Source organism: Chitinophaga filiformis (assembly GCF_900102545.1).
Classification (GTDB): Bacteria; Bacteroidota; Bacteroidia; order Chitinophagales; family Chitinophagaceae; genus Chitinophaga; species Chitinophaga filiformis.
Genome location: NZ_FNBN01000001.1, coordinates 1,565,186 through 1,586,293 on the forward strand (window position 1 = coordinate 1,565,186; position 21,108 = coordinate 1,586,293).

Annotated in this window: 18 protein-coding genes; 10 read left to right on the forward strand and 8 right to left on the reverse strand. The window is 46.2% G+C overall.

The window, feature by feature from the left end:
• Positions 1 to 57 precede the first annotated feature (57 nt).
• The 5 genes from BLR32_RS06475 to BLR32_RS06495 all read left to right on the forward strand — a co-directional run bounded on the left by BLR32_RS06475 (position 58) and on the right by BLR32_RS06495 (position 6,519).
• On the forward strand, positions 58 to 2,313 hold the full coding sequence (locus BLR32_RS06475) for a patatin-like phospholipase family protein (protein ID WP_089829682.1): 2,256 nt from the start codon (positions 58 to 60) through the stop codon (positions 2,311 to 2,313).
• A gap of 282 nt (positions 2,314 to 2,595) precedes the next feature.
• Positions 2,596 to 4,404 (forward strand): translational GTPase TypA, encoded by a 1,809-nt coding sequence (gene typA, locus BLR32_RS06480; protein ID WP_089829684.1) that lies wholly within the window; start codon positions 2,596 to 2,598, stop codon positions 4,402 to 4,404.
• A gap of 104 nt (positions 4,405 to 4,508) precedes the next feature.
• On the forward strand, positions 4,509 to 5,126 hold the full coding sequence (locus tag BLR32_RS06485) for an alpha-ketoglutarate-dependent dioxygenase AlkB family protein (RefSeq protein ID WP_089829976.1): 618 nt from the start codon (positions 4,509 to 4,511) through the stop codon (positions 5,124 to 5,126).
• Between the two features lie 22 nt (positions 5,127 to 5,148).
• The gene (locus BLR32_RS06490; protein ID WP_089829686.1) at positions 5,149 to 6,024 is read left to right on the forward strand and encodes an SIR2 family protein; all 876 of its coding nucleotides are present in this window, start codon (positions 5,149 to 5,151) and stop codon (positions 6,022 to 6,024) included.
• Positions 6,025 to 6,084: 60 nt separating this feature from the next.
• Positions 6,085 to 6,519: an META domain-containing protein gene (locus BLR32_RS06495; protein WP_089829688.1), complete on the forward strand. Its 435-nt coding sequence runs from the start codon at positions 6,085 to 6,087 to the stop codon at positions 6,517 to 6,519.
• Positions 6,520 to 6,582: 63 nt separating this feature from the next.
• Here BLR32_RS06495 and BLR32_RS06500 read toward each other — a convergent pair whose 3' ends face one another.
• Positions 6,583 to 6,939 (reverse strand): IPT/TIG domain-containing protein, encoded by a 357-nt coding sequence (locus BLR32_RS06500; RefSeq protein ID WP_089829690.1) that lies wholly within the window; start codon positions 6,937 to 6,939, stop codon positions 6,583 to 6,585.
• 231 nt (positions 6,940 to 7,170) lie between these two features.
• Positions 7,171 to 9,327: a S46 family peptidase gene (locus BLR32_RS06505; protein WP_089829691.1), complete on the reverse strand. Its 2,157-nt coding sequence runs from the start codon at positions 9,325 to 9,327 to the stop codon at positions 7,171 to 7,173.
• A gap of 174 nt (positions 9,328 to 9,501) precedes the next feature.
• On the opposite strand from BLR32_RS06505, the gene BLR32_RS06510 reads away from it, so the two are divergent.
• The 5 genes from BLR32_RS06510 (at position 9,502) to recA (ending at position 14,213) form a co-directional block, all read left to right on the forward strand.
• Positions 9,502 to 9,933: a hypothetical protein gene (locus BLR32_RS06510; protein WP_089829693.1), complete on the forward strand. Its 432-nt coding sequence runs from the start codon at positions 9,502 to 9,504 to the stop codon at positions 9,931 to 9,933.
• Positions 9,934 to 9,985: 52 nt separating this feature from the next.
• On the forward strand, positions 9,986 to 10,651 hold the full coding sequence (locus BLR32_RS06515) for a ribonuclease HII (protein ID WP_089829695.1): 666 nt from the start codon (positions 9,986 to 9,988) through the stop codon (positions 10,649 to 10,651).
• Between the two features lie 46 nt (positions 10,652 to 10,697).
• Positions 10,698 to 12,197: an RNA polymerase factor sigma-54 gene (gene rpoN / locus BLR32_RS06520; protein ID WP_089829697.1), complete on the forward strand. Its 1,500-nt coding sequence runs from the start codon at positions 10,698 to 10,700 to the stop codon at positions 12,195 to 12,197.
• Between the two features lie 43 nt (positions 12,198 to 12,240).
• Positions 12,241 to 12,933, forward strand: coding sequence for a phosphatase PAP2 family protein (locus BLR32_RS06525; RefSeq protein WP_089829699.1), 693 nt, complete (start codon positions 12,241 to 12,243; stop codon positions 12,931 to 12,933).
• Between the two features lie 269 nt (positions 12,934 to 13,202).
• Positions 13,203 to 14,213, forward strand: coding sequence for a recombinase RecA (gene recA / locus BLR32_RS06530; protein WP_089829701.1), 1,011 nt, complete (start codon positions 13,203 to 13,205; stop codon positions 14,211 to 14,213).
• A gap of 547 nt (positions 14,214 to 14,760) precedes the next feature.
• Here recA and BLR32_RS06535 read toward each other — a convergent pair.
• The 6 genes from BLR32_RS06535 to BLR32_RS06560 form a co-directional block, all read right to left on the reverse strand.
• Positions 14,761 to 15,381, reverse strand: a complete 621-nt coding sequence (locus tag BLR32_RS06535; RefSeq protein WP_089829703.1) for a DNA-3-methyladenine glycosylase family protein — start codon at positions 15,379 to 15,381, stop codon at positions 14,761 to 14,763.
• Positions 15,382 to 15,496: 115 nt separating this feature from the next.
• Positions 15,497 to 16,486 carry a M28 family peptidase gene (locus BLR32_RS06540; protein WP_089829705.1) on the reverse strand — a complete coding sequence of 330 codons (990 nt, stop codon included), beginning with the start codon at positions 16,484 to 16,486 and terminating at the stop codon, positions 15,497 to 15,499.
• A gap of 31 nt (positions 16,487 to 16,517) precedes the next feature.
• Positions 16,518 to 18,020: a cysteine--tRNA ligase gene (gene cysS / locus BLR32_RS06545; RefSeq protein ID WP_089829707.1), complete on the reverse strand. Its 1,503-nt coding sequence runs from the start codon at positions 18,018 to 18,020 to the stop codon at positions 16,518 to 16,520.
• 78 nt (positions 18,021 to 18,098) lie between these two features.
• The gene (locus tag BLR32_RS06550) at positions 18,099 to 19,214 is read right to left on the reverse strand and encodes an endonuclease/exonuclease/phosphatase family protein (protein WP_089829709.1); all 1,116 of its coding nucleotides are present in this window, start codon (positions 19,212 to 19,214) and stop codon (positions 18,099 to 18,101) included.
• A gap of 286 nt (positions 19,215 to 19,500) precedes the next feature.
• Positions 19,501 to 20,247, reverse strand: a complete 747-nt coding sequence (locus tag BLR32_RS06555) for a rhomboid family intramembrane serine protease (RefSeq protein WP_089829711.1) — start codon at positions 20,245 to 20,247, stop codon at positions 19,501 to 19,503.
• An 18-nt stretch (positions 20,248 to 20,265) separates the two neighbouring features.
• Positions 20,266 to 21,096 (reverse strand): rhomboid family intramembrane serine protease, encoded by an 831-nt coding sequence (locus BLR32_RS06560; RefSeq protein WP_089829713.1) that lies wholly within the window; start codon positions 21,094 to 21,096, stop codon positions 20,266 to 20,268.
• Positions 21,097 to 21,108 lie beyond the last annotated feature (12 nt).

Consider the following 21,108-nt stretch of genomic DNA (forward strand, 5'->3'; position numbering starts at 1 on the left):
GATCCGGCTGATAACATGTTAAACTTTTTCGTAAGTTTATTGTAATTAGCGTAACGGATGAAAGTGAAATCTTTGTTGGTCAGGTTCTTTTACTCGTTCCCTATACAACTGTTCTTGCTTCATTTCCGCAAGTACCAGGTGTTACTGGTGTTCTGGGCCATACTTTTCAGCACTATTAATGGGGAATTTGCCAAGGTATTTGGTGGCGACGCGTTGTTTCTTGCCCCCGAGTACCTGGGTAAAGTGAATTTCTACAGCACCTCTATCCTGGGGTTGGCCACCGGCGTGTTTATGATGAGCTGGAACATTACCACTTTCATTTTGCATACCGGCCGTTTTAAATTTCTTGCTACTACTTCCCAACCTTTTTTTAAATACTGTCTGAACAATTCCATATTCCCGCTTGCCTTTATTGTGAACCTGCTTTTCCGTGGCTGGGAATATCAGCGCTATCAGCAGTTGAGTGATGTGCCTGAAATATTATTGCTGACAGAAGGGTTTATCTGTGGGTATCTTTTTGTTGTTTTCTTCTGCTTTTTTTACTTTTTCAACGCAGACAAAAATATTGGTCGCAGGCTCGAAAAGAAGTTTGGTAATCCCCGCAATTTCCTGCGTCTGGTACTGAAGCCCACACAGGAGAAAGACGAAAACGCATTGCCTGTACACAACTATTTTAATTCGCCCTGGAAGATCCGCCGCGCCAGGAATGTGGACCACTACAATAAACATTACCTTGATAGTATACTGAAACAGCATCACTTTGCAGCGATGATCACGGTGGCCTGTGCACTTATCTTCCTGGTGATACTGGCTTTCCTGATGGATATTCCGATGTTCAGGATTCCTGCGGGCGCGAGTGTAATGATCTTTTTCGCTTTCCTGATAGGTGTGGCCGGCGCTTATGCGTACCTTTTACAAAGCTGGGCTATTCCGATGGTGCTGATCATGTTATTTGCATTGAACTGGCTGGTGGAACATGACCTGCTGGACAACCGTAACAAGGCTTACGGGCTTAACTATGGTGAAAGAAAGGCGCGGCCGGAATATAGTGTTATGGCCCTGCAACAATTCTTTACGGCGGAACGGGCGGAGCGGGATAAGCAGCAGACACTGAAGATCCTGGAAAACTGGAAAGCGAAGTACAAAGGCCCCGGAAAGCCGAAAATGATCATCATTAATTTCAGTGGAGGAGGTTTACGGTCTGCCACCTGGAGCATGAATGTTTTACAGCGGCTGGACGCTTTAATGAAAGGACAGTTGATAGATCATACATTCCTGATGACGGGTGCTTCCGGCGGTATGATCGGAGCATCGTACTTCCGGGAACTATACCTGGAAAAGCAACAGGGGAGGCCCGTCAATGTGCTGGACAGTTCCTATACGGAACGTATTTCCCGCGATCTGTTGAATTGTGTGTTCACGTCTATGGCAGTGAACGATTTTATTACGCCATTCCGCTCATTCAAGATAGGAGATAACCGTTACGCAAAGGACAGGGGATTTGCCTTTGAGATGCAGCTGAATACCAATACCGGCAATGTACTGGCCGGCACCATTGGCGATTACCGGGAGCCGGAACAACAGGCGAAGATCCCTATGCTGATCTGGAATGCTACGATCAATGCAGATGGCCGCCGTCTGATCATTTCGCCACAGCCGGTGAGCTACCTGTGTGCACCGGAATATTCGCCACATGTAAGAAGTGTACGGGATGTGGATGGAGTGGACTTCTCCCAGTATTTTGCCAACCAGGGGGCACAGGACCTGCGTATTACCAGCGCCATCAGGATGTGTGCCACCTTCCCCTATGTATTGCCCAATGTATTTCTGCCCAGCAAACCTATTGTGGATGTGATGGATGCAGGCATTAGGGATAATTTCGGACAGGAGGTTGCGATGCGCTTCCTGCATACATTCCGTGACTGGGTGAGGGAAAACACAGATGGTATTGTTTTCATCCAGGTGAGAGATACCCGGAAGAATGATATTAAGTCCATCAAACAGTCCATGAAACTGAACGACATGATGTTTGACCCATTGTTCACGATGCAGGCGCATTGGAGCGCAATGCAGGACTTTGTGCAGGATAATGAACTGGCCTACCTCGAAGGGTTTTTCCCTGGGAAATTTCACCGTGTAATCTTCCAGTACGTACCTCAGAAGGAAGACAAGGCAGCTGCTTTGAGCTGGCACCTGACATCCCGTGAGAAGATCGACATTGCCGGTGCGCTGGATAATCCCACCAACCAGGCATCATTCGATAGTGTGATGAATATGGTAGGCCGTCCATTGTTGACGGAAGGGCAGCATTAATGCCTTTTAAGCAACCAAACAGCATATATATAAAGAATCAAAATATTATCCCCCGAGGTATTTCCAAGCTAATCAGCGGTCGGGAATTTGTCCATTCTGGCGCTGTAAGTTCCTGATAAATAGTTTGTTGCCAATCATGAGCTCGGATTTTTCATGAATCATTTGGAGAAATGATCACAATTATTTAAAAGCCTATCCCCACTTTTTCCACATTTTATTGTAACTTTGCGCCTTCTTTGGCCCGACCTGTGTCAAGCAGCCAGAACAAATTGAACAAGATTTATGAATATCCGTAACATAGCAATCATTGCGCACGTAGACCACGGTAAGACTACCCTGGTTGATAAAATCCTGCATCACACCAATGTTTTCAGGGCAAACCAGGAAACAGGTGAGTTGATCATGGACAATAACGACCTGGAAAAGGAACGTGGTATCACCATCCTGAGTAAAAACGTATCCGTTGAATACAATGGGGTGAAAATCAACGTGATCGATACTCCAGGCCACGCCGACTTCGGAGGAGAAGTGGAAAGGGTGTTGAAAATGGCAGACGGTGTGATCCTGCTGGTAGATGCCTTTGAAGGGCCGATGCCACAGACCCGTTTCGTACTGCAAAAAGCGCTGCAGCTGAACCTGAAGCCTATTGTGGTGATCAACAAAGTTGACAAGGCGAACTGCCGTCCTGACGAAGTGCATGATGCGGTATTCGAACTGTTCTTTAACCTGGACGCTACTGAAGATCAGCTGAACTTCCCAACCTATTATGGTTCCGGTAAGAATGGCTGGTTTAACGATTCATTAACTCAATGTGAAGATATTACTCCGCTGCTGGATGGTATCCTGAAGCATGTACCGGTACCTCAGATCCCTGAAGGTAACCTGCAGCTGCAGATCACCTCCTTGGATTACTCTACCTTCCTTGGCCGTATCGCTATCGGACGTGTAGCACGTGGTAGCATCAAAGAAGGTCAGCCTATCTCTCTGGTACAGACAGATGGCAGTATCAAAAAATCCCGTGTACGTGAACTGTACACCTTTGAAGCATTGGGTAAAAAGAAAGTGACCGAAGTACAGGCAGGTGATATCTGTGCTGTTGTAGGTCTCGAAGATTTCAATATCGGTGACACCATCGCTGACTTCGATGCTCCGGAAGCATTGCCTGTTATCAGCGTGGATGAGCCAACCATGAACATGCTGTTCAGTATCAACAACTCTCCGTTCTTTGGTAAAGACGGTAAGTTCGTTACCTCCCGTCACCTGCGTGACCGTCTGGTAAAAGAAACTGAAAAGAACCTGGCACTGCGCGTAGTTGATACAGACAGCGCTGATAGCTTCCTGGTATATGGCCGTGGTATCCTTCACTTAGGTGTATTGATCGAAACGATGCGTCGTGAAGGATTTGAGTTGACCGTAGGTCAGCCTCAGGTAATTCTGAAAAACGTAGACGGTAAGAAATGTGAACCATACGAAACACTGGTAGTTGACGTTCCACAGGAATATGCAAGTAAAGTGATCGACCTGGTGACCCGTCGTAAGGGCGAAATGCTGATCATGGAAACAAAAGGTGACATGCAGCACCTGGAATTTGAAATTCCTTCCCGTGGTCTGATCGGTCTGCGTACGCAGATGCTGACCAACACCGCAGGTGAAGCTGTAATGGCACACCGTTTCAACGATTATAAAGCATGGAAGGGCGCTATCCCGGGCCGTAACAACGGTGTATTGCTGGCTAAAGAAGCTGGTACTACAACCGCTTACTCCCTGGATAAACTGCAGGACAGAGGTTTCTTCTTCGTAGATCCGGGAGAAGAGGTGTACAAAGGCATGATCATCGGTGAAAACAACAAACCTGGTGACCTGGTAGTGAATCCGAATGAAGGTAAGAAACTGACCAACATGCGTGCGAGTGGTAGTGATGCAGCAACCAGCATTGCTCCTAAGACGCTGATGACACTGGAAGAATGTATGGAATACATCCAGCACGATGAGTGTATCGAGGTAACACCAAACAACATCCGTATGCGTAAAGTGCACCTGGATGAAGAAGAAAGAAAGAGACTTTCTAAGTCAATGAAAGCAGATGCATAAGCGTAACTGTTCTCAAGATATAAGCCGCCTCGTGAATAACGGGGCGGCTTTTTGTTGTACCAACGCGCATGTTAGATGCGCAGCCCCTTTGTATCTTTATATTGATGGCACCGCAAATACCATTATTCAGTGATCCCGCCAGTCAGCATATTACCCTGAAAGATGGTGAGCTGGTTTACTATCCGCAGTTCTTTTCCCTGCAGGAGGCAACGGCCTGCATGCAGGTACTGATGGAAAAGATCGAATGGCAACAGGAGAGTATGAAGATGCATGGTAAGGAAGTGTTGTTTCCCCGCCTGATGGCATGGTATGGAGATACCGGCAGCACCTATGCGTTTTCCGGTACTACCTATACGCCGCAGGCCTGGACAGAAGAGTTGCTACGTATAAAAGAACGGATAGAACCCGAAGCAGGTGTGCGTTTTAACAGTGTGCTGCTGAACCTTTATCGTGATGGAAAAGATTCCATGGGCTGGCATGCAGATGATGAGCCGGAACTGGGCCTGAACCCTGTCATTGCATCTTTTAACCTTGGGGTTACCCGGCGTTTTATGCTGCGCCACCAGCAGGCCGGATTGAAATATGAACTGGAATTGCAGCACGGATCACTGCTGATTATGAAAGGCGCCCTGCAACATCACTGGCAACACCAGGTACCGAAAACAACCAAAGTATCAGGAGAGAGAATTAATCTCACATTCAGGGTGATACACAAAGTGTGATAAATAACCAAAAGACAAGGTCATGAAAAACCCCATCTTACTGATTGGCAATGATATCAATAACATGTCGAAAGGCCAGAGCTGGAAAGACCTTCTCAATGACATCGTTAAATTCTGCCTGCCGGACGGTTGTATTCAACTGGACGATAGAAAGCCATTCCCCTTACTGTATGAAGAGATCTTCCTGACAGCCATCCGCCAGGAGCATATAAGAGAGGTGGAACTGAAATCATTTATTGCAGAAAAAACGCTCAAAATAGAACAGAATGATATTCATGCTGCGATCCGCGATCTCGCGCCCGCACACATTCTGACTACGAATTATGAGTTCACGCTGGAAGGAGAAATTCCTTTGCAGAATGATGGACTGATCCTGGAAAGGATCTTCAGCATTTTCAGAAAATATAAAATCGGGGATACCAATTACTGGCATATTCATGGCGATTGCCTGAATCCGCTTAGTATCAACCTCGGGTTTGAGCATTATGGCGGCCAGCTGCAGCAAATGCGGAACTATGTTGTGTCTGGCACAACGTATACCAGTCCGCAGGCGCCCCGGAAGTCGCTGGTACAGCGTATCAGCCAGCATTCACCCGTGACGGATGATTCCTGGCTGGATCTTTTCTTTACGCAGGATATCCACATATTCGGCCTGTCGCTTGATTTTGTGGAAACAGATCTGTGGTGGTTACTGACTTACAGGGCCAGGCAGAAATTCCAGAAGAATACTATTCCCGTAAAGAATGCCCTGTATTATTATATCCCTGCAGAACTGGCGCCGGGAGCCAAGTTTAAACTGGAAATGCTGGTAGCCAATGATGTAAAAGTGATAGAAATTACAGCCGCAGATAAACGGGCTTACTACGAGGAAGTATTGCGTAAGATCAGGAAATTGTAAACTATATGGAGTGGTTTTTGTTCTTGTGCATGTATCATAACACCAATAAACCACAGAATCATGGTCAGATTAACAGCGATGCTCCTTGTACTGCTTGCCAATACCTGTAACCAGCAAAAGGTGGTCAAACAACAGATTGGCAGTATCCAGGATAAAAGATGGAGCCTTGTCAATATGAACGGAACTGTCCAGGAAAAATCACCGATATGGCTGGAATTTGATACAGCTACACATCGCTTCAGCGGCAACGGTGGCTGTAATAAAGTAGCTGGTGAATATGAACTGGATGGGAACGAAATCTCTTTCGGGAAAGTAATAAGCACCCGTATGGCTTGTATCGACGCACAGGCCAATGAAAGGGAAAGCGCTTTCCTACGCATGCTTAGCGACCGGACTTATACCGTGAAGTTTGAAGAGCGGCAATTACAATTCCGCGATAGCGGAAGAATTGCCATGTTGTTTGATGGATTTAAAAAGACAGCAATAACAAAATAGTAGGGCATAAAATAGATGCGGCGCATACCGGAATACTTTCCGTATATGCGCCGCATTTTCATATTATCTACCAGCCAGCATAACGAGCTGATTGTCCACGAGAACAGTATCAGATACTTCATTACCTACTTTTACGGTAACAGCTATTTTAGCTGATTTCCTTGCAGGAATGCATACTACTAACTGGTTGTCAGATGCACTGATGATAGGCGCTTCGACGCCATCTACTATTACTTTATTGTCAGTTGTTACGTTGCTGAAACCTTTCCCTTTAATGGTCAATACTATATCAGTAGTGCCTGCAGGAAGGGTATCCTGTATACGTAAGGAGGTCTTTTCAGCAGAAGGATTTACATGACAACTGTACAGACAGCACATCACCATGGCTGCAATAGCCAGATTCATTTTCCTGTAAAACATAAAATTATTCTTTTTGGGGTTCAGGGTTTAAAACAGCGCCTGGTAGTGTATGGAGCTAACTGCGACTGTTGGTTTTTTCAATTCAATTAAATCGGACGCAAAGATAAGGAGTACTCATGGATTAACAATGGGTATTAATACCTGAAAATAAAAAATGAGTATTGATACTGTGTAAAAAAAAGGGCTGACCATTATTTCCTGATCAGCCCTTTTTTAATCTACTTAAGTAGTTTATTTAATCAGCTTCAGCTCATTGATAATGTTGCTTGCGCCGCCCAGTTTATCAACGCACCATAGTACGTAACGTATGTCCACACAGATAGTGCGGTTGTATACAGCATCAAACTGGATCTTATGGCTGAGTGCTTCGTAGTTGCCGTCAAAAGCGAGACCAATCAGTTCTCCGTTTGCATTCAGCACAGGAGAGCCGGAGTTACCACCAGTGATGTCGTTGGTGGTGATAAAGCAGGTAACGATATCATTTTTCCGGAGGTCTTTGTACTGACCAAAATCCTTTTTGTTGTACAGGGAAACATAATTTTCAGGCAGATCGAATTCGTAATCGCCTGGTACATATTTTTCCATAACACCTTTCATCGTACACACATAGTCATAAGCTACAGCATCACGTGGAGCATATGGTTTTACCTGGCCATAGGTCACACGCATTGAGAAGTTAGCGTCAGGATACCATTTTTTAGTTGGTTCCATTTCCATTCTTCCTTTCAGGTAAGCGCGGCCCAGGTCATTATTTTTGGTCACGAACTGGTTGTACAGCGGCAGGTATTTGGTCGTGAAGTTCTTAATGAATGCACTAGAGTAAGCAAAGGCTGGATCTGTCTGCAGGGTTACTGCATCCGGATTAGCGATAAATGCTTTCCAGCGGGCATCGTTCAGGATCATAGAGCCTGACATGATTGCAGAAGCCCAGAGGCGGTAGGTGTTATCATCTTCCAGGCTACCGAATTTTGCCTTAATGGCATCATAAAATCCGATTGGATGTTGTGCCAGCGGAATGTCTGTATAGAACAGGTGACAGGTAGCAGCCAGTATTTTCTGGTCGCTGGTTTTGTCTTCTTCCTCGAGGAAAGCAGTACGTGCCTTATCTGCCGCCTGGATGCTCTGTTTGATCATATCGGCGGAACCTCCGGATTGTACCAGTGCTTTTTCCACTGCCATCAGGCTGCCTGCGAAAGCAGCGAGTGGCGAGCCCATAATGCCTTCATTGATATAGATACGGTGTTTGGCGTAAGGAGTCCATGCTTTGTAAGAAGCAGCATAGTCGGGGAAGATATTGGCGTATTCATCTTTGCCCTGTGCCCATTTTTCAAAAGCAGCTTCCTGCTTTTGTTTTTCCTCGGGTACGTTGTACTTCACGAGCTGTTTTGTTTCCCCGTCGAAGAACTTCCAGTAATTAGCGATACCGGCATAAGAAGAGGCCAGTTTCAGCTTGATAGCCGGATCTTTCTTCATCTGCTCAAACATATATTTCAGGCGAACGCTGCGCAGTGCTACAATGGAAGGGTTTTCCACGTTTATTTTCAGCTTCACGCCTTCAGAGCTTTCGTAACGGTTGGTACCGCCGGGATAGCCAAATATCATGGCGTAATCGTTCTCCTTGATGCCTTTGATAGATACCGGCAGGAAGTGTTTGGGTTTCAAAGGCTGGTTATCGGCAGCATATTCAGCCGGTTTACCGTCCTTGTCGGCATATACACGGAAAATGGAGAAGTCGCCGGTATGGCGGGGCCATTCCCAGTTATCGGTGTCGCCGCCGAATTTACCGATGCTTTCCGGCGGAGCGCCTACCAGGCGGATATCTTTATAACGTTCATAGACAAAGAGCAGGTACTGGTTGCCTTTGAACATGGGTAATACTTTTGCTTCGTAGTTGGTGCCGTTGATGGCCTGGCTTACGATGTCGGCAACGGTTTTCTGCTGTTGCTGTTGTCTTTCCTGGCCGCTCATGCCTTTGAGGGCATCCTGGACCTGTTTGGTCACATCGTCGACCCTTACGAGGAACTGCACAGACAATCCTTTGGCAGGGATCTCCTGTTGCTTGTCGAGGGCGTAAAAGCCGTTTTTAAGATAGTTGTGCTCTACTGAGCTGGCAGTAGCAATGGCGTCGTAGCCACAGTGGTGGTTGGTAAAGATCAACCCCTGGTTACTCACTATTTCTCCCGTACAGCCACCGCCGAAAATGATAATGGCGTCTTTGAGAGACGCTTTATTAATGCTGTACAATTGTTCCTTCGTCAGCTTCAGACCTTTCTTCACCATGTCATTGTACACCTGCTGTCCCAATAAATAGGGCAGCCACATTCCTTCATCTGCCCTGGCGAATTGTGCCGCCAGCAGTAACAGAAGGATCAGGAGATTTTTCTTCATAATTGGTATCGTTTTTAAAAAGCAGTCTCAAACCTATGTAATTTTTCAATAAGCGCCATACTGTCTGTGGTAAACGGTGATAGTTACCCACAGGTAAAACTGGAATGGCATTTGTAAAAAGGAGGTGGTTAACGGGTTGCGAACACAGAAAAAATTCACTTTAAAAGCCTACTTATGAAAAGAATACTGCTGCTATTGACAGCAATGGCTTTCCTGGCGTGCCAGGAAAAGACCCGGACGGAGGAGAAGAGGGAGGAACTGAAGGAGGGTGTGGAAAAAATTGGACAGGATGTCAGAGAAACGGCAGAAAAAGCCGGGGAATATATGGAAGCCCAACGGGACAGTTTGCGGCAGGGGCTTGAAGAACGTAAACGTGAAATTGATGTAAAAATGGACGAGCTGAAAAAAGACGGCTCTGAAAAAAGTAAAAAGGCAAGGGCTAAACTGGAAAAACTGAGAGATCAGATCGACGGCAAACTGGCCGAGTTAAAAAACAGTGGCGCCGACGCCTGGGACAGTACCCGGAATGATATTGATACCCTGATGAAAAAAACGGACAAGGAGTGGAAGGAATTTAAAGCGGATTTCAAAGAATTATTCCGGTAGGGATAAGAAATGAAATTCCCTACCTTTACCGCAATAATCATACTAAAAAGCCTTGTTACGTTCTTATCACCAAAAAGATATCGCTTTTGAAGCCGGCTGTGACGAAGCTGGAAGAGGTTGTCTGGCAGGTCCTGTGTTTGCGGCAGCAGTAATACTGCCACCCAGATTCAGGAATAAACTGCTGAATGATTCCAAGCAGCTGAAGGCGGCAGACCGGGAAAAACTCCGTATTGTAGTAGAAAAGGAAGCGATTGCCTATGCGGTGGCCAGTGTGGATAACGTGGAGATTGACAGGATCAACATTCTCCAGGCCTCTTTCAGGGCCATGCACCTGGCACTGGAACAACTTAAGCAGCAACCGGGTTATATATTAGTCGACGGGAATCGTTTTATACCCTATGGAAATATTCCTCATGCCTGTATCATAAAAGGCGATGGCATATATGCCTCCATAGCAGCAGCCTCCATATTGGCAAAAACCTACCGGGATGACTATATGCAGCAACTGCATGAACAATACCCGCATTTTGGATGGCTGGAAAATAAAGGATATCCTACACAACAACACAGAGATGCAATCCGTGAACATGGCGATACGCCATTTCACCGGAAATCATTTAGATTGTTGCCTGATGAACAACTGGAATTGGATTTTGATACTCCTGTAAGTGAATATACAGTGGTGAAGGTGGTTTCTCCGGAAGAAACAGAAGATTAGCGAAAAACTATTGTTTATTAATTTTGCCCTTGGATAGGATTAGACTATGTTAAAGCAGACACAACAGCAGAAGCTATTACAAAAATTGTCGCGTCAGCAGATTCAGTTAATGAAGCTGTTGCAGGTTCCTACGGCTGTTCTTGAAGAACGTATCAAGGAAGAGCTGGAGGAGAACCCTGCCCTGGAATACGGGGAAGAGGCGCATGAAGACGAATTTAAAGATCCCCAGGAGGAATTTAACAATACCGCAGATGCAGAGGAGGGGGATGATGAGTTTGAACCCGATGGTAGCGAGAATGAATACGACAACATTGATATATCTGAGTATGTAAGTGAGGGGGATGATGATATAGCCGATTATAAACTCCGGGATGATAACTATCCTGACCAGGATGAGAACAAAACCATCCCGGTGAGGGTGGAAACATCTTTTCATGAGCACCTTCTCAGCCAGCTGGGAATGCTGGAACTGGATGAAAGGCAGAACAGTATTGCAGAACAGATCATAGGCAGTATTGACGATGACGGTTACCTGCGCCGGGAAGTGAGTGCGATCGTAGATGATCTCTCTTTTTCACAGAACGTTGCAACAGACGAGGATGAGATCAGGGATTTGATCCGTAAGATCCAGGAGTTTGACCCGCCGGGTATTTGTGCCACTGATCTGAAGGAATGTCTGTTGCTGCAGTTGAAACGCAAGCCACAGGATGATCCGGGTGTATTGGGCGCTTACCTGATCCTGGAGAACTATTTCGATGAATTTACCAAGAAGCATTACGAAAAGATCCAGAAGGGCCTCAATATGAATGATGAAGCCCTGAAGGAAGCTATCGGGCAGATTATCAGGCTGACGCCAAAACCAGGGGGAAACTTTGCTACCCTGAATAAGGCGGAAAGTTATGTGGTGCCGGATTTCTTTATCCTGAACAATAACGGTAAGCTGGAACTGACGCTGAATTCCAAAAATGCCCCTGACCTCCGGATTTCGGAAGGGTATCGGGACATGCTGAAGGAATATGACAGAGGAGACAAGAAGGATAAGCGTCAGAAGGAAGCGGTATTGTTCATCAAACAAAAGATTGACGCAGCCAAATGGTTTATTGACGCAATCAAGCAACGTCAACACACCCTGCTGTCAACAATGGAATCCATCATGGGGTATCAGCGGGAGTTCTTCCTGACAGGGGATGAAACAACTATGCGCCCGATGATCCTGAAAGACATTGCCGACATTACCCAACTGGATATTTCTACTGTGAGCCGTGTGGCAAACAGCAAATATGTGCAGACAGAATTTGGAACTTTCAAGCTGAAATTCTTCTTCAGTGAGTCGCTGTCGACCGACAGCGGTGAAGAGGTTTCTACCCGTGAGGTGAAAAAGATCCTGTCTGACCTGATAGAGGGGGAAAATAAACGTAAACCACTCAGCGACGAGAACCTGACCAAGATGCTCCAGGATAAAGGGTACAACATTGCCCGCCGTACGGTAGCCAAATACCGTGAGCAGCTGAATATCCCGGTAGCCAGGCTGAGGAAAGAACTTTAATGAAGTGGCGGCCGTCCTGCCTTAAAAGAGACGGAAATTGTGAATGGAACAAGTAATCATACCCACAACTGATAATTCCCGGGAGGATAAGCCGGTATTTTCATCTGTATTGCGGAAGGTAGCTGAAGTGATCTCTTACCTGACGCATCCCTTATTCCTGCCACTACTGGTAACGGTACTGGTAGTTAATGCGATGCCTGAATATTTTGTCCTGTTCAAACAGGAGGGTATCCGGTATCCTTTTGACCTGTTGTATATCAGGGTGGCGTTCACCACATTGTTCCTGCCACTGTTTGTGGTGGCCTTGTGTAAAGCGCTGGGTTTTGTAACGTCTTTCCAGTTACGGTCACAGAAGGACCGTATCATTCCTTATATAGCCTGCACTACATTTTACTTCTGGACTTATTTCGCCTTTAAGCGTCAGGGCGCCGCGCCTCCTTTTTTCAATGCATTTTTCCTGGGAGTTTTCATTGCCATCGTAATCGGTATGGTGGCTAACACCTATGTGAAGATCAGTATGCATACCATAGGGTGGGGAGGAGTGATCGGTTTCCTGCTGATGCTGATGATGGGGTTAAATATGAATATCAGCTTAGCGCTGATGATCGCGTTCCTGATCGCAGGAATCGTAGGAACTGCCCGTCTTATACTGGGCGCTCACACCCCGGCGGAAATCTATACCGGTTTTATCATCGGTATTCTCTCACAGCTGATAGCATATGGTATAGCAGGATAAAAAAGCGGCCTGAAAAAACTTTTTTTGGCTACGCACATCCAGTGCGTAAAGCCTGCTCATCTTTGTAGTGTTATTTGAACATTGACATATGCTTCTGTTGTGCGTTGACCCTTTAAACTTATTATAACAGCATAACAATAAATGTGAAAAGTTGATTCTGTTTACTACAACATTTAGTATTTATGGCCAAAATGCTAAAAATTTTAGGATAATAGAAAATTAGATCATAACTTAGCACACCATTAAATTTGTAAAAAACACTTACTAATATGTCTACAGCCAATACTGACAAACTCAAGGCGCTGCGCCTTACAATGGACAAGATTGAGAAGGATTTCGGAAAGGGATCTGTGATGATGATGGGGGAGAAAGGCACAGAGCCGATGGAAGTAATATCAACAGGCTCCCTGGGTCTGGATATTGCGCTCGGTATCGGTGGTTTTCCTAAAGGAAGGATCATTGAGATATATGGACCAGAGTCTTCCGGTAAGACAACAGTCGCTATTCATACAATTGCAGAAGCCCAGAAGAAGGGTGGTATTTGCGCTATCATAGATGCGGAGCATGCGTTTGACAGCTCTTATGCCCAGAGACTGGGTGTGGATGTGGACGCACTGCTGATCTCTCAGCCAGACCATGGTGAGCAGGCCCTGGAAATTGCGGATCGTCTGATCCTGTCGGGTGCTGTTGACGTCGTGGTGATTGACTCCGTTGCTGCCCTGGTACCAAAAGGTGAGCTGGAAGGTGAGATGGGAGAAAGCAAAATGGGTTTACAGGCTCGTTTGATGTCTCAGGCGCTGCGTAAACTGACCGCTACAATTTCAAAAACAAATTGCTGCTGCATATTTATTAACCAGCTGCGTGAAAAGATAGGAGTGATGTTTGGTAATCCGGAGACTACTACCGGTGGTAACGCGCTCAAATTCTACGCTTCCGTGCGTTTGGACATTCGTCGTATGACCCAGATCAAGGATGGTGATGAAGCTGTGGGTAACCGCGTAAAAGTAAAAGTAGTTAAGAACAAAGTTGCACCTCCCTTCCGCCAGGCTGAATTCGATATCATCTTTGGACAAGGTATTTCCAAGATGGGTGAAATTATCGATATGGGTGTTGAATACGGCGTCATCCAGAAAAGCGGCAGCTGGTTCAGTTATGATACCAACAAGCTGGGCCAGGGCCGCGATGCCGTGAAACAATTGTTGCTTGATAATCCGGAAGTAGCCGCCGAAATCGAAGGAAAGATCAAGGCGAAACTGGCAGAGCAACAGGCACAGGCTTAATAGAAAGTATTATTTCAGGAGCAGGATTGATGAGTAGTGATGCTGTGAGAGTGAGACTTTCAACAGGCGTTGCTCAGGCATACTGCGGCCTTAAGAGTACAGATTTATGAGTAGTGTTGCTTTCAATGAGCACTAGCTTGAAGAGCATAAACGCTGTGGTGTTAAAAGCACGTGCAGATGTAGTGAAGTATTCCATGTTGCTTTATAAGCGTAGACTCGATAAGCATAGCACTGCTGCCTTAAAAAAGAGTTGTTTTAGTTTTAGATATAAGCATTGGGTTAGTTAGTATTAACGTAAATCCCTGCCTTCTCCTGGGCGGGGATTATTTTTTTGTTCTACCTCACCATCTATTACAACGATAATGGTCGTGTAATCCAGACCATTGTAGAGGCGTGGTGCCGTCTGTCCTGACTGAGGTTTCCACGCTCACATCTTAACATATATCCAGGGCTAATACTATTTCCAGGGGCCTATACTTGCGTTGAGGACAGCCTTGTAATGGGACGCATTGCGTACAGGCGTTATTGAGAGGGCGAAGGATTGTTATTATGCCGTCGGCTTCATATCCTTCCATGCCCATAAATAACGGCAGGCATAAGTTCTGTAAGGCGACCATTTACCGGAGATCTTCAGCAGCTTTTCCCTGAAAGCTTTCTTATCCGTATTATCCAGTTTGTATATTTTAATCATCGCCTGCTGTAAGCCCCAGTCATCAATAGCAAAAACATCTTCCCGGCCCAGGTAGAACATGAGCAGCATCTCAACTGTCCATCTACCCACACCTTTGATCTGTGTGAGATATTTGATGACCTCTTCATCCGTCATTTTCCCCAGCTTTTGATCTGTCAGTCGCTCTTCCACAGCAAACCGCGCCACATTGTGTACATAACTCACCTTGGCATTTGACAAGCCAATAGCCCTTAAGGTAGGCGCCGGCGTATCCAGGATCTGCTGCGGAGAGGGCTCCTTCCCGTTATACAATGCCAGGAACCGTTCATAGATCACATTCGCTACTTTCACGCTTAACTGCTGGCTCATAATAGATCCTATCAGCCTTAGCGCGATATTCTTACGCTTTGTAAGGGCTGGAAGAGGATTCGCCATTATCGCTGCAAGCTTTTTGTCTTTGCCGAGATGTACCAGGTGTTCTTCGGTGGATTGTCTCATAACTTACGAGATTAAAAAGAAATACACGCCTATAAAAAGGGAATGCTCCTGATGAGGCAAGGTATTAAATTTTGCATCACCAGGAGCATTATGGAAAGCCTTACTTTCGGAATATTTAGTACTCGAAAGGTTGCTTATAAATCACTTCAAGAATAGTTTGTCCCACTACCTGTAAAGTACGTTTATCAATTACAGTCATGTTATCGTTGGTGGTATGCCAGTGTGGTACAAAGTTACCGTTCGGCTGCAGCGCAATGATATCAAAAGTAGGGATGTTCGCGATGGTGTTAACATATACGTGATCGTCGGTAATGCCGGCGCCGATATTTTCGTAACGGAAGTAGTCAGAATATCCCAGGCGGTTTGCTACGTCCCAGAACATCTTCATCGGACCATATGCATACTGCTGGGAACCTGCTTCCATATAGAACTGCGAAGCACGTCCGCCGACCATATCGAGCAGGATACCATAGTTCGCCTTATAACCTCTCACGTGTGGATTTCTGGCCCAGTATTGTGTACCTAAGCAGAAACTGTTCTCTTCCTCGCTCACGCCATAATCCTCTACATCCGTCAACAGTATATCAATACCTACCTGCGGCTTCTGAGCATGCAGTTGGCGGGCTGTTTCCAGCAATACGCCTACGCCGCTGGCGCCATCGTCCGCACCATCCAGTTGTTTGGTTTTATCAAACGCATCCTGGTCGGCATGCGGACGGGTATCCCAGTGGGAAAGCAGGAGGATACGCTGTGTAGCAGCAGGATTGAAGCTGGCGATGATATTGATACATGGAAGCGATACTTTCTTTGGACCGATTACGGTGGTACGCTGTACATATACGGTGTCTGCCAGTGGCTTCAGTTGCTCTATCAGCCAGTCTGCACATTTTTTCTGAGCAGGTGTATTCGGAATACGGGGACCGAAGCTCACCTGTTTTTCGGTATACGCATATGCGCTGTCTACCTGAAATACAGGCACGTTTACATTAGATGCAGCCGCCTGTTTCGCGTTATTGGCATCTTCCTGCTGGTTGGTTTTGGCCGGTTGCTTACAGGCAAGCGCGAACAATGCGAGGCCTGCAGCAATGCTGAATATCTTGTACATATTAACTAATGGCTGTTTGATCATAACGGCTTTACTGTATGGAGTAGGTGATACTACCATCTTTTTCGTCTTTCAGTTGTATACCTACAGCTAACAGCTGATTACGGATCTTGTCGGAGGCTGCATAGTCCTTGCGGCTTTTAGCCTCTTTGCGCATCTCAATAAGCAGTTGTATTACACCATCCAGCTTACTGTTGTCAGTGTTAAGCGTTTCTGGTTGCAGGCCGAGTATATCAATGAGGAAAATGCTCCAGGTCTTTTGTAATAACTGGAATGTTTCTTCGCTTAACTCATGCATTTTCACCTGTCCGCCTTTGATCGAATTGATCACAGGTGCCAGTTCAAATAAGTTCGCCAGTACCTTGGCGGTGTTGAAGTCGTCACTGAGGAACTCATGGCATTCATTGCACCAGTCGCGCACCTGTTTATCCAGTTCTTCATTCACCGGCTGACCGTTTGCCGGAGTATAAGTGAGTTTCTGCAATACTTCGTAGGCAGACCATAAACGGTGCAGGCCCTTCTCCGCCGCTTGTAGTGCCTCATTGGAAAAATCAAGCGTACTGCGGTAATGCGTTTGTAATACGAAGAAGCGGATAGTCATCGGGCTGTAGCCTCTTTCCAGCAGATGGTGGTTGCCGGTAAAGAGTTCTGTCAGCTTGATGGTATTGTTATAGGCCTTCCCCATTTTACGGCCGTTAATGGTGATCATGTTATTGTGCATCCAGTAACGGGCCATCAGTTCGCCGTGGGCGATCTCACTTTGTGCTATTTCACACTCATGATGCGGGAATTGCAGGTCCATGCCACCGCCATGAATATCAAACTGTTTACCGAGGTATTTGCTGCTCATGGCAGAACATTCGATATGCCATCCAGGGAAGCCTTCTCCCCAGGGACTTGGCCAGCGCATCAGATGTTCCGGCGGCGCATTTTTCCAGAGGGCAAAGTCTACATTATTTATTTTCTCATCCTGATTCTCCAGCTCACGATTGGAGGTTTCCAGCATATCTTCCAGCACGCGTCCGCTCAGGATGCCATAGTCATGGGTCTCAGCATACTTCTTCACATCAAAGTACACAGAGCCGTTCCTTTCATAGGCATAACCTTTTTCCATGATCGTTTTGATCATTTCGATCTGCTCAATGATATGACCGGTTGCGGTAGGTTCTATACTGGGTTCCAGACAGTTAAAACGATGAAATGCCCAGTGGAACAGATTGGTGTATTTCTGCACCAGTTCCATAGGCTCCAGCTTTTCCAGCTGGGCGCGTTTAGCGATCTTATCTTCAGCTTCGCGGCCTTCTTCTTCAAAGTGACCAGCGTCTGTAATGTTCCTTACATAACGTACTTTATAACCGAGGAACTGAAGGTACCGGTATACAACGTCAAATGTGATATATGGGCGGGCATGACCCAGGTGCGATTCCCCCGATACGGTAGGACCACATACATACATACCGACATGTCCGGGATAGAGAGAGGTGAATACTTCCTTTTGCCGATGTAGCGAATTGTATATTTTAAGCTCAGACATATCAGAAAATTTCAGGAGTGTAAGCTACACTTCCTTTTTGTTTGGATTGCAAAGATAATTATTGTTTCGTGAGTGGCATTACAGCGGAGGACTAAGATTGGCTATCACGGGATAATGATCGGAAAGCCCGGAGGTGATCTTTCTGAATGAATTGACCTTGAATGATTTATCGGCAAAAATATAGTCTATTCTCAAGGTAGGGGCCAGTCCGGCGAAAGTCCGGCCGATACCGCTGCCTTTTCTCAGAAAGGCATCCTGTAGCGGGCCTCTGATGGTGAAATAGGTATAAGATGCCGGCGTATCATTAAAGTCTCCGCATACAATGACACGGTAGGGACTTGTCTTGATAAATGCAGCCACAATATCGGACTGTCTGCTGCGACCCACATAGGCGTCGCGCATTTTCTGCACAATGTTGCGTGTAGCCACCAGCCCGGTATCTTCCTGTTTTTTGATCTTTTCTATGGAACGGTAATCCCTTTCATTGAACCGGTAAGAAGCCAGGTGCATGTTGATAATGCGGAAAGTATCCTCATTACGTACAATGTCAGCATAGATCAGGCTTTCGCTGAGAGGCCCTTTGGACAGTTTCAGCTTATCGGACTTAATGATAGGATAGCGGGAGTAAATGATAGAGCCCCAGTGCTGCATGCCATCCCGGTTAAAGTCGCTGGAAAAGAAACGGTAGGGAAGTTTCATTTCCCGGGATATATCTTCCCGGTTATTGAAGTCATTTTTCTTTTCAGAGGTATAAAAATCCTGTATGCAGAGAATGTCCAGTTCCTGTTTCTTAATGAGGGCAAACATTGCCTCCCTGTTGTATTTGCTGTCTTTTTCACGATATAGTCCGAACTGACCCACATTGTAGCTCATGATGTTTAAACTGCCGGAAGGATTGGCAAACTGCTTATTGGCGGTAGGATAATTAAACGCGATGAAAGCGGAAATGGACTTCCACCCGATCACTATCGGCAACATGGGCAGGAGACAGTATTTAAAATCGAAGAGCAACCAGCAGATGAAGAAGAGCAGCAGGACAAGTAATAACAAAGGGAAAAGAAGCGTGATAAAGCTGATAGGCCACCATTGCTCAGGAGACACATAAGGAGCCAGGCAGGCCACCAGGAAAAGGAGCACTACAATGGTGTTAACCGTTAAGAAGAAACCTTTTGTGAATAACCTCAGAAATCTCAACTCCTATCGCATTTTTGCTTAAAGATAGGAGAAATGATGAATTCGTGCACGATAATGATAAGCCTGCCATAACGATAATATGCTGAAATCCTTTCCCTGCATAGATTCTATAGGTCTGAATCTTTAACAGCCACGGCGCGCGGATGTAACTGGTCCGCAGTGCGGGACGCCAGAAAGGAAAATGTCCTGCCAATGTTATACCGATAAGAACCGGAAAAGAAATGCCCTCCGGATGAACTGCATGGTAGCATACCGGAGGGCTGTTGAATATGAAAATGTCGTTATACTATTTGACGATATGCAGGTGCGTTTTCGGATGGAACAGGTGAGTGATCTTATGTAAGGCCCTGTTAAACCCTGCTCCCAGGTCATTGCCTTTTTTCCACTGCTGCATATAAAGCAAACCGGTCAATCCGCCACCAATCAGGGAAGGAATCATGGTCAGATCATTACTGTTGATGACATGTGTGACGATGTTTGCCAGCAGGAAGATAACGGTAATGATCCAGAAGGGGATAGGCAGATTGGGTAGCAATCTGTACCTGGGAGCTACCACAGTGGCGCCGATGGCCAGACCCATGACAGCGGCAGAAGCGCCGGTGGTAGTGGCAAAAGGTTGCAGTTCCCGGAAAGATGGGATGATTTGCATGCCCAGCAGATAAAATATTGCACCTACAATACCACTCAGGAGATACAGGATACGCTGACGGCCGGCATGATTCTGCAGCATAGTGCCAAAACAGGCCAGCCATATCATGTTGCTGACAATCATCCAGAAACTGTCGTGTGTGAACATAGCGGTGATCAGCGACCAGGGATTGTGCAGCAGTGTTGTAACGTTGGCAGGCAGTACCAGGTGCGACAATACATCGTTATGGTAACGGGCCAGCGGATTACCTTCAAGACGGTAGATGACTTCTGTGAAAAACAGCAGGACGAATACGGTAATATTTATCAGCAGCAGCTGGATCACCATATTCTTTTCTTCTCCAAGGGATAGGGGCGCTTTATCTCTTTCTTCAACGTACATCATGACACAAGATCTTTTATGTTAGTAAAAATGCCTGCGGTTATGCCTGTTCCACATCCTGAGCAGCAGGTAGCTGAAAAGCACACCACCAAGGTGCGCAAAGTGGGCTACATTGTCTCCCGCTGAGTTCTGGATGCCGGAATACAGTTCCAGGAGGATAAGGATACCGACAAAGTATTTTGCCTTTAAAGGGAATAGGAAGTAAAGGTAAATGAGATTATTGGGAAACAGGTAACCAAATGCGAACAGCAGCCCGAATACGGCACCGGAAGCACCAAGGGTGGCACTATTAGGATAGACCTGGGCAAACTGACGAACAAACGCTTTGGTAGTTTCAATAACACTGGGATCGTTCGGGAACTGATAAAATATATTTTTAATGCCTTCAGAACGGAATGAACCTGAATCCAGGTCATACCGGCTGTCCAGCAGTCTGAAATTGCCGAGCGAAGGATCGTTGAGGAAGGCCTTGGCATCATGTGCCAGCCTCACATTTTCATAGGTGAGTACACCCATGTGGCAGAGTGCCGCACCCAGACCACATATCATGTAAAAGATTAGGAAGCGTTTTGGCCCCCAGATGTTTTCCAGCGTGGCGCCAAACATCCAAAGGGTGAACATGTTGGTTAACAAATGCCCCAGGCTGCCGTGCATGAACAGGTGGGTGACAAACTGATGAGGCCTGAACAACTCCGAGCCCCAATAGTGCAACGCGAAAATATCCTCAATCTTATTTTCCCCGATGGCGCTCCCAAGTGTGTTCTGTGCAAGGAACACCAAACCGTTGATGATCAGTAAGTTTTTGATCACCGTAGGGAGTATTTCAAATCTGCCGGGCCTGAACTCGCTCATTTTCTCCTATTC

Excerpts from the sequence above, each read along its gene's own strand:
- BLR32_RS06475 (WP_089829682.1), top strand. The coding sequence starts at position 58 with ATGAAAGTGAAATCTTTGTTGGTCAGGTTCTTTTACTCGTTCCCTATA.
- typA (WP_089829684.1), top strand. The coding sequence starts at position 2,596 with ATGAATATCCGTAACATAGCAATCATTGCGCACGTAGACCACGGTAAG.
- BLR32_RS06485 (WP_089829976.1), top strand. The coding sequence starts at position 4,509 with ATGGCACCGCAAATACCATTATTCAGTGATCCCGCCAGTCAGCATATT.
- BLR32_RS06490 (WP_089829686.1), top strand. The coding sequence starts at position 5,149 with ATGAAAAACCCCATCTTACTGATTGGCAATGATATCAATAACATGTCG.
- BLR32_RS06495 (WP_089829688.1), top strand. The coding sequence starts at position 6,085 with ATGGTCAGATTAACAGCGATGCTCCTTGTACTGCTTGCCAATACCTGT.
- BLR32_RS06500 (WP_089829690.1), bottom strand. The coding sequence starts at position 6,939 with ATGTTTTACAGGAAAATGAATCTGGCTATTGCAGCCATGGTGATGTGC.
- BLR32_RS06505 (WP_089829691.1), bottom strand. The coding sequence starts at position 9,327 with ATGAAGAAAAATCTCCTGATCCTTCTGTTACTGCTGGCGGCACAATTC.
- BLR32_RS06510 (WP_089829693.1), top strand. The coding sequence starts at position 9,502 with ATGAAAAGAATACTGCTGCTATTGACAGCAATGGCTTTCCTGGCGTGC.
- rpoN (WP_089829697.1), top strand. The coding sequence starts at position 10,698 with ATGTTAAAGCAGACACAACAGCAGAAGCTATTACAAAAATTGTCGCGT.
- BLR32_RS06525 (WP_089829699.1), top strand. The coding sequence starts at position 12,241 with ATGGAACAAGTAATCATACCCACAACTGATAATTCCCGGGAGGATAAG.
- recA (WP_089829701.1), top strand. The coding sequence starts at position 13,203 with ATGTCTACAGCCAATACTGACAAACTCAAGGCGCTGCGCCTTACAATG.
- BLR32_RS06535 (WP_089829703.1), bottom strand. The coding sequence starts at position 15,381 with ATGAGACAATCCACCGAAGAACACCTGGTACATCTCGGCAAAGACAAA.
- BLR32_RS06540 (WP_089829705.1), bottom strand. The coding sequence starts at position 16,486 with ATGTACAAGATATTCAGCATTGCTGCAGGCCTCGCATTGTTCGCGCTT.
- cysS (WP_089829707.1), bottom strand. The coding sequence starts at position 18,020 with ATGTCTGAGCTTAAAATATACAATTCGCTACATCGGCAAAAGGAAGTA.
- BLR32_RS06555 (WP_089829711.1), bottom strand. The coding sequence starts at position 20,247 with ATGATGTACGTTGAAGAAAGAGATAAAGCGCCCCTATCCCTTGGAGAA.
- BLR32_RS06560 (WP_089829713.1), bottom strand. The coding sequence starts at position 21,096 with ATGAGCGAGTTCAGGCCCGGCAGATTTGAAATACTCCCTACGGTGATC.